The following is a 15,951-nucleotide window of genomic DNA, read 5'->3' as shown; positions in this document are numbered from 1 at the left end:
AGGCAAGCCAATACACTTCAGAGGACATTATGAGCAAATCTGCAATTACGCTGTGGTCAGATGCCAATTTTTTCTCCCCTTACGTGCTGTCTGTTTATGTTGCTCTGCAAGAGAAAGGGCTACCTTTTACGCTGAAAACCGTTGATCTCAATAGTGGGGAACACTTGCATCCTTCATGGCAAGGTTACGCCTTGACGCGCCGCGTACCGGTTCTTGAGATCGATGGTTTTGAACTGAGCGAATCATCAGCGATTACGGAATTCCTGGAAGAGAGCTTTGCACCGCCACAGTGGGAGCGTATCTACCCACACGATGTACAAAATCGCGCTCGGGCGCGCCAGGTTCAGGCGTGGATCCGCAGCGATTTAATGCCTATCCGTGAGGAACGATCAACAGATGTCGTTTTTGCTGGCGTGAAGAAAGGACCGTTAAGCGAAGCGGGAAAAGCCAGTGCGGAAAAACTGTTCGCTACTGCGAGCAGTTTACTGAGCCACGGTAAGCAGAATTTATTTGGCGAATGGTGTATCGCTGACTGTGATTTAGCGCTAATGCTTAATCGCCTGGTCCTGAATGGCGATGAGGTTCCAGAAGCGCTTGCGGAATACGCCACCTTCCAGTGGCAGCGCGCCTCAGTACAGCGTTTTATCGCGCTTTCAGCGAAGCGTTCCTGCTGAAAAACGGGCCATAATCCAGTATCATTACAAGGTAATTTTCAGCGAGGAGTGAGTGATGAAACTGATGTTCGCATCGGACATTCATGGTTCGTTGCCAGCCACGGAACGCGTGCTCGAACGGTTTGCTGCAAGCGGCGCGCAATGGCTGGTGATATTGGGTGATGTTTTAAACCACGGGCCGCGTAATGCGCTTCCAGAAGGCTATGCACCTGCGCAGGTTGCAGAACGGCTGAATGAGCAGGCATCACGAATTATTGCGGTGCGTGGTAATTGCGACAGCGAAGTGGATCAGATGCTCCTGCATTTTCCGATGACTGCGCCGTGGCAGCAAATTCTGACAGAAAACCAGCGACTCTTTTTGACGCACGGACATCTTTTTGGCCCGCAAAATATGCCGGCGCTCAATGCGGGCGATGTTCTGGTTTATGGGCATACTCATCTGCCGGTTGCTGAGCGGCGCGAGCATATCTATCATTTCAATCCCGGCTCGGTAAGCATCCCTAAAGGGGGCTTTGCGGCAAGTTACGGGATTCTGGATGATAATGTTCTCAGCGTAATGGCACTCAATGATCAAAGTGTTATTGCACAGGTCGAGATTAATCCGTAATTTACCCCACAAACATAAACGCGCCGTAAGAGCGCCAGAAAAAAGAAGGTTTCCTGATGGTGGAACAGCGTCGTTTGGCAAGTACTGAATGGGTGGATATTGTGAATGAAGACAACGAAGTCATTGCACAGTCCAGCCGGGAACAAATGCGGGCGCAACGCTTACGCCATCGTGCAACGTATATCGTTGTGCATGATGGTATGGGCAAAATTCTGGTTCAACGTCGCACTGAGACAAAAGATTTTTTGCCCGGCATGCTGGATGCCACCGCAGGCGGTGTGGTTCAGGCTGACGAGCAGATGCTGGAATCAGCGCGTCGTGAAGCAGAAGAGGAACTGGGGATTGCGGGCGTGCCGTTTGCCGAGCATGGTCAGTTTTACTTTGAAGACCAGAACTGTCGCGTATGGGGTGGGTTGTTTAGCTGCGTTTCCCACGGACCGTTTGCGCTTCAGGAAGATGAGGTCAGTGAAGTTTGCTGGTTGACGCCGGAAGAAATTACCGCGCGCTGCGACGAATTTACACCGGACTCCCTGAAAGCCCTGGCGCTGTGGATGACCCGCAACGCCAAGAATGAAGGGGCGAAAGCCGAAAAGCAGGAAGAAGCTGAGTAAACTCTGTTCATCCGGCCTACTGCGTCGAGAAATCGAGTAGGCCGGACGCACACTTTTTAATGGTAACCCATCATCTGCGCGCCAATCACCACCACGCTGGACATAATAAACAGCAGTCCCAACAGCGTAGCACCTACCTTCAGCCAGTTACGAAAATCCACCCGACAAACGCCTAACGTAGCCATCAGAGATGCTGACGTCGGATAGATAATATGACTGAATCCGTCGCCAAACTGGAAGGCCAGGACCGTGACCTGACGGTTTACGCCAACCAGATCGCCCAGCGGTGCCAGTAGCGGCATGGTCAACGCAGCCTGGCCAGAGCCGGAAGTGACGAAGAAATTAAATACCGCCTGGAACAACAGCATAAACCACGCTGCGATGGCGTTATCCAGCCCGCTGATGCCGTTGGCAATGCTGTGCAGCAGAGTGTTTAACACGCTGGCTTCACCCGCCTCACCATTACCAACCAGCAGTAAAATCCCCTTGGCGAAACCAACCAGCAGGGCAGGGGCAATCATCATTCGTGCTCCCTCAGTGAATGAGGAGGCCATGATGTTGACCGTCATGCCGTTGAGCCGAAACACGACGCCGATAATGCCAATCACCAGGCCCATCGTGAAGAACTGGCTGGCGATCTCAGGAATAAACCACGCGTTGACGATAACGCCCCAGACAACCCAAATCATCACCGCGGTCAGCACCAGTAGCACTAACCAGTCGCCCAGCGTGAAGCGTCGTTCCACGACCTCGTCCTGCTGCTCGCGAAAGAAGCGGTCGGATTCATGTACCCGGGACAAAAGCGGATTCTTTTTGATACGCGCCGCATAGGCCAGCGTGAAGGTCAGCCCGATTAGTGTAGCGATCACCCAGACCGCGATGCGTAGCCCGGAACCAGAGAGTACCGGTACTCCCGCAATACCTTGCGCGACCACCACGCAAAATGGGTTCATCCATGAGCTGGCGAAACCAATCTGAGTCGCGATATAGGTAACCAGAACGGTGGTGATACTGTCGTAACCTAGCCGTACCATCAAAGGCGCGATGATAATGGCAAAGGCAACAGCCTCTTCCCCCATGCCAAACACCGCGCCGCCTAAGGAGAAGAGAATAAACAGCACTGGGATAAACAGGACCTCGTTGCCCCGCGTATGGCGAATGAGCGCCAGGATGCCGTTATCAATGGTGCCGGTACGCATAACGATGCCGAATGCACCGCCAATGACCAGCATAAACATAATGATGCCGACAGCAGTGCCGAATTTCGAGCCGGAGGTTAATCCTTCAAACGGGAAATTCATCAGGCCTGGGCGTTCATCTCCGGTGGTGAATAACTGCACCCGGTGATACTGCTCTTCACCTGCGTCGTTGGTCAGAATACGAAAGGAATGGGGGTCAACCACCTTACGGGTTTTGGTTTGTCCATCAACCTGATACTGAACTTCCTGGCTATCGAACATCCCGACGGGAACAACCCATGTTGCCAGACTGGTTAAAATGGCGACGAAAAAAATAATCACCAGCGTGTCGGGCATCGCCCATTTTTTAGCTGGCTGTGATTCTGTTACTGCTGACATGAAAGACTATCCCTGTTGCAACGCAAAAGAGAGTAAGTATGCGAACAGAAGAATGGTTATTCATTGATGCAGCGCATTCAGGCAAATATTTCAGATTATGCCAAAGGGGAAACAGACATAAAAAAACCGGAAATATCAGCTATTTCCGGTTTGATAAGCAGATGTGTTGCCGGATAAGAGATCCGGCACACTCGGCAGATTACTGCTGCTGCTGGGAAGACTGGATCGCGGTCAGTGCGATGGTGTAGACGATATCGTCTACCAGCGCGCCACGAGACAGGTCGTTCACCGGCTTGCGCATACCCTGCAGCATCGGCCCGATGGAGATCAGGTCGGCAGAACGCTGTACCGCTTTGTAGGTGGTGTTACCGGTGTTCAGATCCGGGAAGATGAACACGGTAGCGCGACCTGCAACCGGAGAGTTCGGCGCTTTGGATTTCGCTACGTCAGCCATAACGGCGGCGTCGTACTGCAGCGGACCGTCGATCATCAGGTCAGGACGTTTTTCCTGCGCCAGACGGGTTGCTTCGCGAACTTTCTCTACGTCGCTACCTGCACCAGAAGTACCGGTGGAGTAGGAGAGCATCGCTACGCGCGGTTCGATACCAAAGGCAATTGCGGAATCAGCGGACTGAATCGCGATTTCTGCCAGCTGCTCTGCAGTCGGATCCGGGTTGATCGCGCAGTCGCCGTAAACGTAAACCTGATCCGGCAGCAGCATGAAGAACACGGAAGACACCAGGGAGCTACCCGGTGCAGTTTTGATCAGCTGCAGCGGCGGACGGATGGTGTTCGCGGTGGTGTGTACTGCACCAGAAACCAGACCGTCAACATCGTCCTGTTCCAGCATCAGGGTACCGAGAACCACGTTGTCTTCCAGCTGTTCGCGGGCAACGGTTTCGGTCATACCTTTGTTTTTACGCAGTTCGACCAGGCGAGCAACGTAGCTTTCGCGAACCACATCTGGATCAACGATTTCTACGCCAGCGCCCAGTTCAACGCCCTGAGAGGCTGCAACGCGGGTGATCTCATCCGGGTTACCCAGCAGTACGCAGGTTGCGATACCACGTTCAGCACAGATGGCTGCTGCTTTAACGGTACGCGGTTCGTCGCCTTCCGGCAGAACAACGCGTTTGCCCGCTTTGCGCGCCAGCTCGGTCAACTGGTAACGGAACGCTGGCGGAGACAGACGACGGCTGCGCTCAGAGGTCGCAGTCAGGGATTCAATCCAGTCAGCGTTGATGTAGTTAGCAACGTATTCCTGGACTTTCTCAATGCGCTCGTGATCGTCAACCGGAACTTCCAGGTTGAAGCTCTGCAGGCTCAGAGAGGTCTGCCAGGTGTTGGTGTTTACCATGAATACCGGCAGGCCGGTTTCAAATGCACGTTCGCACAGTTTAGTGATGCGCGCGTCCATTTCGTAGCCGCCAGTCAGCAGCAGGGCACCGATTTCCACGCCGTTCATGGCCGCCAGGCATGCTGCAACCAGCACGTCAGGACGATCTGCGGAAGTTACCAGCAGGGAGCCTGCGCGGAAGTGTTCCAGCATGTGCGGAATGCTGCGTGCGCAGAACGTCACAGACTTCACGCGACGGGTGTTGATATCGCCTTCGTTAACGATGGTGGCGTTCAGGTGACGCGCCATATCGATTGCACGAGTAGCGATCAGATCGAAGCTCCATGGCACCGCGCCCAGAACCGGCAGCGGGCTGGATTCTTGCAGTTTAGCCGGATCAACTTTGATCACTTTCGCTTTGGAAGAGTCGTCGAAAATCTCGGACAGATCCGGGCGAGTACGGCCCTGCTCATCAACCGGTGCGTTCAGTTTGTTAACGATTACGCCGGTGATGTTGGTGTTTTTCGCGCCGCCGAAGCTGCTGCGAGTCAGTTCAATACGCTCGTTCAGCTGTTCCGGGGTGTCGGTACCCTGAGACATAACGAAGACGATTTCCGCGTTCAGCGTTTTCGCGATTTCGTAGTTCAGGGACTGCGCGAACTGATGTTTACGGGTTGGGACCAGGCCTTCAACCAGTACAACTTCAGCGTCTTTGGTGTTCGCGTGGTAGTTCGCGATGATCTCTTCCATCAGCACATCTTTCTGATTGCTGGACAGCAGAGATTCAACGTGGCTCATCTTCAGCGGCTCAGCGGCTGGCAGAGAAGAGTTAGCGCGGACGATGCTGGTAGTCTGGTCTGGCGCATCGCCACCGGCACGCGGTTGAGCAATCGGCTTAAAGACGCTCAGACGAACGCCTTTGCGTTCCATTGCGCGGATCACGCCAAGGCTGACGCTGGTCAGGCCGACGCTGGTTCCGGTAGGGATCAGCATAATAATACGGGACACGGTTTATCCTCTTTCGTTACCGCCAATTTAGACGGGTTACAAAACAGCACCGCCAGCTAGGCTGGCGGTGTGAAATCAGGCAGTCAGGCGGCTCGCGTCTTGCGCGATAACCAGTTCTTCGTTGGTTGGGATAACCAGCGCAGGACGGGTACCTTCTTTGTTGATGAAACCAGATTTGCCGAAACGTGCGGCCAGGTTACGTTCGTGGTCAACTTCAAAGCCCAGAACGCCCAGTTTGCCCAGAGACAGTTCACGAACCATCGCTGCGTTTTCACCGATACCACCGGTGAAGACAACTGCATCCAGACGACCATCCATCAGCGCAGTGTAAGAACCGATGTATTTCGCCAGACGGTGGCAGTAAACGTCCATTGCACGTTTAGCGTCTTCTTTAGTAGCGTAGTTATCTTCAACATAACGGCAGTCGCTGGTGACTTCGGTCAGACCCAGCAGGCCGGACTCTTTGGTCAGCATTTTGTTGATCTGGTCAACGCTCATGCCCAGGGTATCGTGCAGGTGGAAGATGATCGCCGGGTCGATGTCACCGGAACGTGTACCCATCACCAGACCTTCCAGTGGGGTCAGACCCATGGAGGTATCAACACATTTACCGTTACGGATAGCAGATACAGAACCGCCGTTGCCCAGGTGGCAAGTGATGATGTTCAGCTCTTCAACCGGTTTGTTCAGTACTTTTGCCGCTTCCTGAGTGACGAAGAAGTGGCTGGTACCGTGTGCGCCGTAACGACGAACGCCGTGTTCTTTGTAGAGGCTGTACGGCAGAGCATAGAGGTAAGACTCTTCCGGCATAGTCTGATGGAACGCGGTGTCGAATACAGCCACGTTTTTGTCTTTCAGATTAGGGAAGGATTTCAGCGCTTCTGCGATACCGATCAGGTGAGCCGGGTTATGCAGCGGTGCGAAAGAGGCAGAATCTTTGATGCCCTGAATAACGGAATCATCGATAACCACAGAGCTGGTGTACTTCTCACCGCCGTGTACGATACGGTGACCAATAGCGGTCAATTGCGCAGACAATTCTGGTTTTTGTGCCAGAATAGTGTTAACGATAAAGTTCAGCGCTTCACTGTGAGCGGCGCCTGCACCTAAAGCCGCTTCTTGTTTACCGCCGTCCATTTTCCACTTGATTCGTGCTTCTGGGAGATGGAAACATTCGGCTAAACCAGAGAGGTATTCTTCACCGTTTACTGCATCGATGATGGCAAATTTCAGTGAGGAGCTACCGCAGTTCAGAACCAGTACTAACTTACTCGACATGGAAGTACCTATTTATGATACGTGGCTAAAAAAACGTCAGGGAGTCATAGAGCGTAGCGCATGATGACACCGACGTTTATGATTAACATCATGCGCCATAGTCTTTTTGGGCACGATGGAATAAATACCTTTGAGTCTATGTCATTTTGCGTATTTTTCAGGCAATGGCATAATGTATGCCAATTTGACGACTCAATGATTTTGGACTACAGGCCTTACAGGCCGGCACAGGATACCTGAATGTGGGTATCAAAGACAAAATGTTTTGAACGATGTCCCTTGTAGTTGTTGTTTTGCACAAATTTTTTAATTTTTATATGTGAAGTTGAGGTAACCGCCATGTCGACACCGGATAATCGCTCCGTCAATTTTTTTAGCTTGTTTCGCCGGGGGCAGCACTATGCAAAGACGTGGCCAATGGAAAAGCGCCTTGCGCCCGTGTTTGTTGAGAACCGCGTGATCCGCATGACGCGTTACGCGATCCGTTTTATGCCGCCTATCGCCGTCTTCACCTTATGTTGGCAAATTGCGTTAGGGGGGCAGTTGGGCCCGGCCGTGGCGACTGCGCTGTTTGCGCTTAGCCTGCCGATGCAGGGGATGTGGTGGCTGGGAAAACGTTCTGTAACGCCGCTGCCGCCTTCAATTCTCAATTGGTTCTACGAAGTTCGGGGTAAATTGCAAGAAGCTGGGCAGGCGCTCTCTCCGGTAGAAGGAAAGCCGGATTACCAGGCGCTGGCTGACACGCTTAAGCGCGCCTTCAAACAACTGGATAAAACTTTCCTTGATGATTTGTAATTGACCCCTGATTACGCATATAAAAGAAGGCACATGATGCCTTCTTTTTTTTCATCGCAGTAGTAGTGATACAGGAGTCCCAAATGGAAATGACCAACGCTCAACGTCTGATTTTGTCGAATCAGTACAAAATGATGACTATGCTCGATCCAACTAACGCCGAGCGTTATCGTCGTTTGCAGACGATTATTGAACGCGGTTACGGCTTGCAGATGCGTGAGCTGGATCGTGAGTTTGGTGAGCTGACGGAAGAAACCTGTCGTACGATTATCGATATTATGGAGATGTATCACGCATTACATGTGTCCTGGACTAATCTTAAGGATGCACAGGCTATTGATGAGCGTCGCGTGACCTTCCTCGGTTTTGACGCTGCAACGGAAGCCCGTTTCCTCGGGTATGTTCGTTTTATGGTCAATGTGGAAGGTCGTTACACCCACTTTGATGCGGGTACGCATGGCTTCAACGCCCAGACCCCAATGTGGGAAAAATATCAGCGTATGCTGAATGTTTGGCACTCTTGCCCGCGTCAGTATCACCTGAGCGCGAATGAAATTAACCAAATCATTAATGCCTGAGGGGGCGAGCGTGCAGTGCAAAGGTTTTCTGTTTGATCTGGATGGAACGCTGGTCGATTCCTTACCCGCAGTAGAGCGTGCGTGGTGCAACTGGGCCGATCGCTTCGGCCTCGATCACGCCGAGGTACTCGGCTTTATTCATGGTAAGCAGGCCATTACCTCCCTGCGACACTTTATGGTGGGCAAATCTGAGGCAGAGATCGCCGCGGAGTTTACCCGTCTGGAGCAGATCGAAGCGACGGAAACCGCCGGGATCACCGCGCTGCCGGGGGCTGTTGATTTACTCAACCATCTCAATAAAGCGGGTATTCCATGGGCGATTGTGACCTCCGGCTCCATGCCGGTCGCACGGGCGCGCCATCGTGTTGCTGGGCTTCCTGCTCCTGAAGTGTTTGTCACCGCCGAGCGGGTAAAGAGAGGGAAACCAGAACCAGACGCGTATCTGTTAGGCGCTCAGCTTCTGGGCCTGGCACCGCAGGAATGTGCAGTGGTGGAAGATGCCCCCGCAGGGGTGCTCTCAGGACTGGCGGCTGGGTGCCATGTCATCGCGGTTAACGCGCCAGCGGATACGCCGCGTCTGGACGAAGTTGATTTTTCGCTGACCAGTCTGGAACATATTTCTGTGACCAAACAACCCAACGGAAATGTGGTCGTTATAAGAAATACCTGATCATGATTTAGCCCCAGATTGTTGGGGCTTTTTTATGGCAGAATCAGTCCATCCCTCTCATTTAACAAGGATATGTTGTGAACGGTGAATTGATATGGGTTCTCTCATTGCTGGCGATTGCCGTCGTCTTGTTTGCAACTGGCAGAGTGCGTATGGACGCGGTCGCTTTGCTGGTCATTATTGCCTTTGTTCTGAGCGGAACATTGAGCATCACAGAGGCTTTTTCCGGGTTCAGCGATCCTAACGTTATTTTGATAGCGGCTTTATTCATTATCGGCGACGGCCTGGTGCGTACCGGCGTGGCGACGGTGATGGGTGCCTGGCTGGTGAAGGTCGCCGGCAGCAGTGAAGTCAAAATGCTGGTGTTGCTGATGATAACCGTAGCCGGACTCGGTGCCTTCATGAGTTCGACCGGTGTGGTCGCCATCTTTATTCCGGTTGTCTTAAGCGTTTCCATGCGCATGCAAATCTCCCCCTCACGCCTGATGATGCCATTGAGCTTTGCCGGATTGATAAGCGGCATGATGACGCTGGTGGCAACGCCGCCGAACCTGGTCGTCAACAGTGAATTGTTACGTGAAGGACTTAACGGTTTTAGCTTTTTTAGCGTAACCCCACTGGGGCTGGTGGTGTTGGTACTCGGCATAATTTATATGCTGGTGATGCGTTTTATGCTGAAAGGCGAAGACTCCGGGCAGCCGGGAGACGGCTGGAAGCGCCGGACCTTTCGCGACCTGATTAAAGAATATCGCCTGACAGGACGTGCTCGTCGCCTGGCGATTCGCCCGGGTTCTCCCATGATTGGCCAACGTCTGGATGACCTGAAATTGCGTGAGCGCTACGGGGCAAACGTGATTGGTGTTGAACGCTGGCGGCGTTTTCGCCGCGTGATTGTTGATGTTAACGGGGTTTCTGAGTTCCGTGCCCGTGACGTATTGCTGATCGATATGTCAGCGGCCGACGTTGACCTGCGTGAATTTTGCAGCGAGCAACTGTTGGAGCCAATGGTGCTGCGCGGCGAATACTTCTCTGAGCAGGCGCTTGATGTGGGTATGGCCGAGATTTCATTGATCCCTGAATCGGAATTGATCGGCAAAACGGTACGGGAAATCGCCTTTCGCACACGTTATGGTCTGAATGTCGTCGGACTGAAGCGTGATGGTGCGGCGCTGGACGGGGCGGTCGTCAATGAGCCGCTGCTGATGGGCGATATTATTCTGGTGGTGGGTAACTGGAAACTCATCACTTTGTTGGGGCAAAAAGGGCGCGATTTCGTGGTGCTGAATATGCCCGTGGAAGTTAGTGAAGCCTCCCCGGCGCACAGCCAGGCGCCGCATGCGATTTTCTGTCTGGTGCTGATGGTCGCGTTAATGCTCACCGATGAAATTCCTAATACGGTTGCCGCGATTATCGCCTGTTTGCTGATGGGAAAATTCCGTTGCATTGATGCCGAAAGCGCCTATAAAGCCATTCACTGGCCAAGTATTATTTTGATTGTCGGAATGATGCCCTTTGCGCTGGCATTACAGAAAACGGGCGGTGTTGATCTGGTGGTTAAAGGGTTAATGGACGTTGGTGGAGGGTACGGCCCGTATATGATGCTGGGCTGCCTGTTCGTGCTGTGCGCGACCATTGGGTTATTTATCTCTAACACTGCGACGGCGGTACTGATGGCGCCGATTGCGCTGGCGGCAGCAAAGTCTATGGGCGTTTCGCCGTATCCTTTTGCGATGGTGATTGCGATGGCGGCTTCCGCAGCCTTTATGACGCCAGTTTCTTCACCGGTAAACACACTGGTGCTCGGGCCGGGTAACTACAGCTTTAGCGATTTCGTAAAAATTGGCGTGCCGTTTACCATCATTGTGATGGTGGTATGCGTGGTGATGATCCCGATGCTGTTTCCGTTTTGATTTTTATGTGCCGGATGGCGGCTAACGCCTTATCCGGCCTACAAAGGTAACGTTGTCGCAAACTTACAATGGAGAATCCTGACTGATTTCATCTAATGAGAGGTGAAAACTCGGGACGAACACGTCCATAAAGTAGTCCATCTCTTCGCTTCGTCGTGACTCCAGCGTTTTTTCCAGACGTGTTTTCGCCAGCAGAAATTCGTTGTTACCGGCGGAGAGTTCTTCCAGGCACTTCAGATACGCGCACAGGGCATCGGCCTGTTTAACAATCGACCTCTCTTCTTCGCTTAAGGCATGTTCATCAATGAGTGGCGCAAAAATATCGCGCAGCTCATCAGGAACCATATCGACCAGTTTTTGTTGGGCAATTTTCTCTATCGCTTTATATTCCTGAGCAATCTGCGAGTTAAAATATTTCACTGGGGTAGGGAGATCGCCGGTTAACACCTCTGACGCATCGTGATACATCGCCAGCAGGGCAATACGCTCAGCATTAACCTGACCACCAAATTTACGGTTTTTAATTGCGGCCAGCGCATGGGCAACCATGGCAACCTGCAGACTGTGTTCGGACACGTTTTCGGTGCGCACGTTGCGCATCAGCGGCCAGCGGTTAATGAGTTTCAGACGGGAGAGGTGGGCAAAAAAGTGGCTCTGCTTCATAACGACCCTTACTCAGTGACTTCAGTAACGGTATTTTGCGCAGAGAGTGCTACCGGATGCAAACCCGGCAGCACTTTGCGTGGTTACAGCTGGCGATACCCTGACAGGAAACGCTCAAATTTACTCAGCGACATTTCGATATCGTCAATACGCGGTAGCGTGACGATGCGGAAATGATCCGGCCACGGCCAGTTGAATGCCGTCCCCTGGACCAGCAGTACTTTTTCCTGCAACAGGAAGTCGAGTACCATCTTCTGGTCATCATGAATATTGAAGCGTTTAGCATCAATTTTCGGGAACATATACAGCGCACCGCGCGGTTTTACGCAAGAGACGCCGGGGATGTCATTAAGCAGTTCCCAGGCGCGGTTACGTTGCTCATACAGACGTCCGCCAGGCATGATGAATTCGCTGATGCTCTGATATCCACCCAGTGCGGTTTGAATGGCATGTTGTGCCGGAACGTTGGCACACAGGCGCATAGAAGCCAGCATCTCAAGGCCTTCGATATACCCTTTGGCATGTTTCTTCGGTCCGTTCAGTACCATCCAGCCCTGGCGGAAACCGGCAACACGATAGGTTTTTGACAGGCCGTTAAAGGTAATAGTCAGCAGGTCAGGGGCCATTGCCGCAATCGAGTGGTGCTCGGCGTCATCGTAAAGAATTTTGTCGTAAATCTCGTCCGCAAAGATGATGAGATTGTTTTGGCGGGCAATCTCAACAATCTCCATCAGCAGCTCTTTAGAATACACCGCGCCAGTAGGGTTGTTTGGGTTGATGATGACGATCCCACGGGTACGCGGCGTAATTTTGGCGCGGATATCATCCAGGTCCGGGAACCAGTCTGACGATTCGTCACACAGGTAGTGCACGGCATTACCACCAGAGAGCGAAACCGCCGCCGTCCACAGTGGATAATCAGGTGCAGGAACCAGCATTTCGTCCCCACTGTTTAGCAATGCCTGCATGGCCTGCACAATCAATTCAGATACGCCGTTACCGATATAGATATCTTCCACGGTTACGTCGCGCATCCCACGGGCCTGGTAATGCTGCATGATTGCTTTGCGGGCTGAATAAAGGCCTTTGGAATCGCAATATCCTTGCGCAGTTGGCAAATTGCGGATCACATCCACCAAAATTTCATCTGGCGCTTCAAACCCGAAAGGCGCAGGGTTGCCGATGTTCAGTTTCAGAACTTTGTTGCCTTCTTCTTCCAGGCGCTTTGCTTCCTTCAGAACCGGGCCGCGAATGTCATAACAGACGTTTTCTAATTTGCTGGATTTTTCAATGGGGGACATGAACGTTGACCTTTTTAGCTGTGAATGCCACTCCCTGCCGTGGAAGTCAGCCCAGCACAATGTACTCCCACGACGGTGAGTTTTGAAGGGTCTTTAGTAGAAGATTTTGGAAAGCAGGAGGGTTATAATTCACTGTTAATAACTAAATAATATGATTTTTGTAGAGTAATAATCTGGGTTGTTGTGTTTTTTGTGGTTTATATTTTGCTTTGTTAGTGTGGGTATGGTGATTTGTCTGGCCTAAAAAAGTTAGGCCTGTAAAGAAAAAGGTAGCCGAGATCTCAGCTGAATGGCGTATTTCGAAAATACTGAGGTTTTGCCTGCGAAATCTGTTATCGGTCTGATCCCTGCGTGATGCGGTGTGAATCCATTGTTAAGTATAATTAATGAATTGAGAGATTCTTAATTAATTATTATTTATTATTTAAACGACATCAAATTGAGTGGGCTAATAATACGAAAACCGTTGCACTGACATAACACCAATTTGCCCGGAATTATTCGCGATAACACTTATAAATATAGTGGTTTTAGGTTAAGATAACTCCTATGAAATGGTGTGTAGTACGAATTTTACGATAATTCAAATGTTTGTTGGTTGTTCCTAACATACTGAAAAGTTAGTTTTTAATGTGTAAATTATTGTTCGTTAACTATTTTTTAAATTTACAAAATTTACATGTTTTCCATTAGTCAGAATCATCCAGCAGCTAAAAATACGGCTCTTTCTCGTTGCTATATTCCGATGGATATCACGGGTATTAAAATAGCTCAGAAAGAGAATTGTTTCGTTTGTTAAACCAAATACATCCTTATTTTCACTTGGTTACACTAAGCGAAACTGAAGGGAGGCACATTACAAATGGAGTTGTTTGATTCTGAATGCACAGCATTAACCCGGTATGACCCGCGAGTAAGTGAAAAACTATGATAAATGCAAATCGTCCGATAATTAACCTCGACCTCGATCTGCTGAGAACCTTTGTTGCTGTTGCCGACCTGAATACCTTCGCGGCTGCGGCAGCTGCGGTATGTCGAACTCAGTCTGCGGTAAGTCAGCAAATGCAGCGCCTTGAACAACTTGTGGGGAAAGAGTTGTTCGCGCGCCATGGACGCAACAAACTGCTGACCGAACATGGTATCCAGCTGTTGGGTTACGCCAGGAAAATACTGCGATTTAATGATGAGGCATGCTCATCATTGATGTTTAACAATCTTCAGGGGGTGTTAACTATCGGTGCTTCTGATGAATCCGCGGACACCATACTCCCATTTCTGCTGAACCGCATTAGTTCGGTTTATCCGAAACTTGCGCTTGATGTAAGAGTGAAACGCAATGCCTATATGGTGGAGATGCTTAAATCGCAAGAAGTAGATTTAGTGGTCACCACGAATCGCCCTGGCGATTTTGAATGCCTGAATTTGCGGACTTCACCGACGCACTGGTATTGCGCAGCCGAATATATCCTGCAAAAAGGTGAGCCGGTGCCTTTAGTTCTGCTGGACGATCCCAGCCCGTTTCGCGATATCGTGCTGGCGACGTTAAATGCCGCACAGATCCCGTGGCGTCTGGCCTATGTCGCTTCAACATTGCCTGCGGTCCGCGCGGCGGTAAAAGCAGGGCTTGGCGTTACTGCGCGTCCTGTAGAAATGATGAGCCCGGATTTACGCGTACTGGGTGCGGCGGACGGATTGCCACCTCTGCCTGATACCGAGTATCTGTTGTGCAGCGATCCGGCCACGCAAAATGAATTAGCTCAGGTTATCTTTAAGTCGATGCAGACCTATCAAAATCCTTGGCAATACAATCAGTTTACCCCTGAAGGGGGAGATGATTCGCTGATTGTTGAAGGCGACTTTGAGTAAAGCGTCACAAAAAAACGTTTTAAAATGTAAGTGTAAAAAAGAGCCACTGATGATGAAAAAACATCCAGCGGCTCTTTTTTTATGCAAATATTACTGCTTTCTGTTCATTCATATACTAAAACTTAACAAAATCAGCAGGTAAAAAAACTGACTGACAATAGGATGAAAAATAATCAGCTGAGTTGTTAAATGTTTCCATGTTAAAAAACTAGAGAAATTGTTGCTGTTTTTTATGGTGAATTAACAAAAGCGTGTCACAGATCAAGAAAATACTCCCATTTAGGGGGAGGCATCTGGGTGAATTCCTGTCAAAATAGACGTGTATTATCTTTTTTACTTCACTACGGACACGATTCAACAACATTAAAAATGACCGATGATGCAATCGAAATAGGTCTAAAGAGCACTTTATGTTAATGAGGTTGGAACAGTGTAAAATAATGTGAGGAAACTTTTGTTAAAGTTGACAAAAGGTTATAGAAAGGAGTAAAAAACCCCATCAATTAGCTGTATAAAATGATTTTTCACAGTGATTGTAAGGTTTTTTTTATTCCTCCCCATGAATCGATGTGGCGCTCATCTGCCGAAAAGAGCAGAGAATTTGGCGCTACTTTTGATGAGTAAGCAATGAGTATGTCAACATCCACTGAAATCATCGCTCATCACTGGGCATTCGCTATCTTTCTTATCGTTGCCATTGGCCTGTGCTGCCTGATGCTCGTCGGCGGCTGGTTTTTAGGGGGTCGCGCACGCGCGAGATCTAAAAACGTGCCGTTTGAATCAGGTATCGACTCGGTCGGCACCGCCCGCCTGCGCCTGTCTGCCAAGTTTTATCTGGTAGCCATGTTCTTCGTTATCTTCGACGTTGAAGCGCTGTATCTGTTCGCATGGTCAACTTCTATCCGTGAAAGCGGCTGGATTGGCTTTGTGGAAGCTGCAATTTTTATTTTTGTGTTACTGGCAGGTCTGGTTTATCTGGTGCGTATTGGCGCGCTGGACTGGACGCCCGCGCGTTCACGCCGCGAGCGTATGAACCCGGAAACGAACAGTATCGCTAATCGTCAACGCTAACCGCGA

Annotated in this window: 14 protein-coding genes; 9 read left to right on the top strand and 5 right to left on the bottom strand. The window is 50.7% G+C overall.

The genetic code is table 11. The annotated features are described in order from the left end of the window. Positions 1-29: 29 nt before the first annotated feature. From yfcF to yfcD, 3 genes are read left to right on the top strand one after another with little or no spacing between them, the layout of a single operon-like run. Positions 30-674 carry a glutathione transferase gene (gene yfcF / locus OGY72_RS11275; RefSeq protein WP_063940563.1) on the top strand — a complete coding sequence of 215 codons (645 nt, stop codon included), beginning with the start codon at positions 30-32 and terminating at the stop codon, positions 672-674. A gap of 55 nt (positions 675-729) precedes the next feature. Further along, positions 730-1,281, top strand: coding sequence for a phosphodiesterase (gene yfcE / locus OGY72_RS11270; protein WP_191236132.1), 552 nt, complete (start codon positions 730-732; stop codon positions 1,279-1,281). Between the two features lie 56 nt (positions 1,282-1,337). Then, positions 1,338-1,892, top strand: coding sequence for an NUDIX hydrolase YfcD (gene yfcD / locus OGY72_RS11265; protein ID WP_003834775.1), 555 nt, complete (start codon positions 1,338-1,340; stop codon positions 1,890-1,892). 56 nt (positions 1,893-1,948) lie between these two features. On the opposite strand, the gene yfcC is transcribed toward yfcD, so the two are convergent. From yfcC to ackA, 3 genes are all read right to left on the bottom strand, one after another. Next, the gene (yfcC, locus tag OGY72_RS11260) at positions 1,949-3,469 is read right to left on the bottom strand and encodes a putative basic amino acid antiporter YfcC (protein WP_003834773.1); all 1,521 of its coding nucleotides are present in this window, start codon (positions 3,467-3,469) and stop codon (positions 1,949-1,951) included. A 199-nt stretch (positions 3,470-3,668) separates the two neighbouring features. Next, complete coding sequence (gene pta / locus OGY72_RS11255) at positions 3,669-5,813, bottom strand: phosphate acetyltransferase (protein WP_008785351.1); 2,145 nt, start codon at positions 5,811-5,813, stop codon at positions 3,669-3,671. A 75-nt stretch (positions 5,814-5,888) separates the two neighbouring features. Continuing rightward, positions 5,889-7,091, bottom strand: coding sequence for an acetate kinase (gene ackA / locus OGY72_RS11250; RefSeq protein ID WP_003834770.1), 1,203 nt, complete (start codon positions 7,089-7,091; stop codon positions 5,889-5,891). Positions 7,092-7,430: 339 nt separating this feature from the next. Between ackA and yfbV the strand changes: the two genes are divergently transcribed. The 4 genes from yfbV (at position 7,431) to OGY72_RS11230 (ending at position 11,044) form a co-directional block, all read left to right on the top strand. Then, positions 7,431-7,886, top strand: a complete 456-nt coding sequence (gene yfbV / locus OGY72_RS11245) for a terminus macrodomain insulation protein YfbV (RefSeq protein ID WP_003028087.1) — start codon at positions 7,431-7,433, stop codon at positions 7,884-7,886. A gap of 83 nt (positions 7,887-7,969) precedes the next feature. Further along, positions 7,970-8,464 carry a YfbU family protein gene (locus OGY72_RS11240; protein WP_003028086.1) on the top strand — a complete coding sequence of 165 codons (495 nt, stop codon included), beginning with the start codon at positions 7,970-7,972 and terminating at the stop codon, positions 8,462-8,464. Continuing rightward, positions 8,457-9,134: a sugar phosphatase gene (locus OGY72_RS11235; protein ID WP_008785348.1), complete on the top strand. Its 678-nt coding sequence runs from the start codon at positions 8,457-8,459 to the stop codon at positions 9,132-9,134. Before OGY72_RS11240 ends, OGY72_RS11235 begins: the two co-directional genes overlap by 8 nt. 77 nt (positions 9,135-9,211) lie before the next feature. Next, on the top strand, positions 9,212-11,044 hold the full coding sequence (locus OGY72_RS11230; RefSeq protein WP_126317642.1) for an SLC13 family permease: 1,833 nt from the start codon (positions 9,212-9,214) through the stop codon (positions 11,042-11,044). A gap of 63 nt (positions 11,045-11,107) precedes the next feature. On the opposite strand, the gene yfbR is transcribed toward OGY72_RS11230, so the two are convergent. Both yfbR and alaA read right to left on the bottom strand, forming a co-directional pair. Beyond that, the gene (gene yfbR / locus OGY72_RS11225; RefSeq protein ID WP_003028083.1) at positions 11,108-11,707 is read right to left on the bottom strand and encodes a 5'-deoxynucleotidase; all 600 of its coding nucleotides are present in this window, start codon (positions 11,705-11,707) and stop codon (positions 11,108-11,110) included. A gap of 83 nt (positions 11,708-11,790) precedes the next feature. Then, the gene (gene alaA, locus OGY72_RS11220) at positions 11,791-13,008 is read right to left on the bottom strand and encodes an alanine transaminase AlaA (RefSeq protein ID WP_003028082.1); all 1,218 of its coding nucleotides are present in this window, start codon (positions 13,006-13,008) and stop codon (positions 11,791-11,793) included. Between the two features lie 927 nt (positions 13,009-13,935). Between alaA and lrhA the strand changes: the two genes are divergently transcribed. Next, on the top strand, positions 13,936-14,874 hold the full coding sequence (gene lrhA, locus OGY72_RS11215; protein ID WP_003834760.1) for a transcriptional regulator LrhA: 939 nt from the start codon (positions 13,936-13,938) through the stop codon (positions 14,872-14,874). 627 nt (positions 14,875-15,501) lie between these two features. Beyond that, positions 15,502-15,945: an NADH-quinone oxidoreductase subunit NuoA gene (gene nuoA, locus OGY72_RS11210; RefSeq protein ID WP_003028077.1), complete on the top strand. Its 444-nt coding sequence runs from the start codon at positions 15,502-15,504 to the stop codon at positions 15,943-15,945. Positions 15,946-15,951 lie beyond the last annotated feature (6 nt).

The organism is Citrobacter sp. Cpo221, assembly GCF_030332345.1.
Taxonomy (GTDB): domain Bacteria; phylum Pseudomonadota; class Gammaproteobacteria; order Enterobacterales; family Enterobacteriaceae; genus Citrobacter; species Citrobacter portucalensis.
This window is presented reverse-complemented; position numbering and strand designations above follow the sequence as displayed.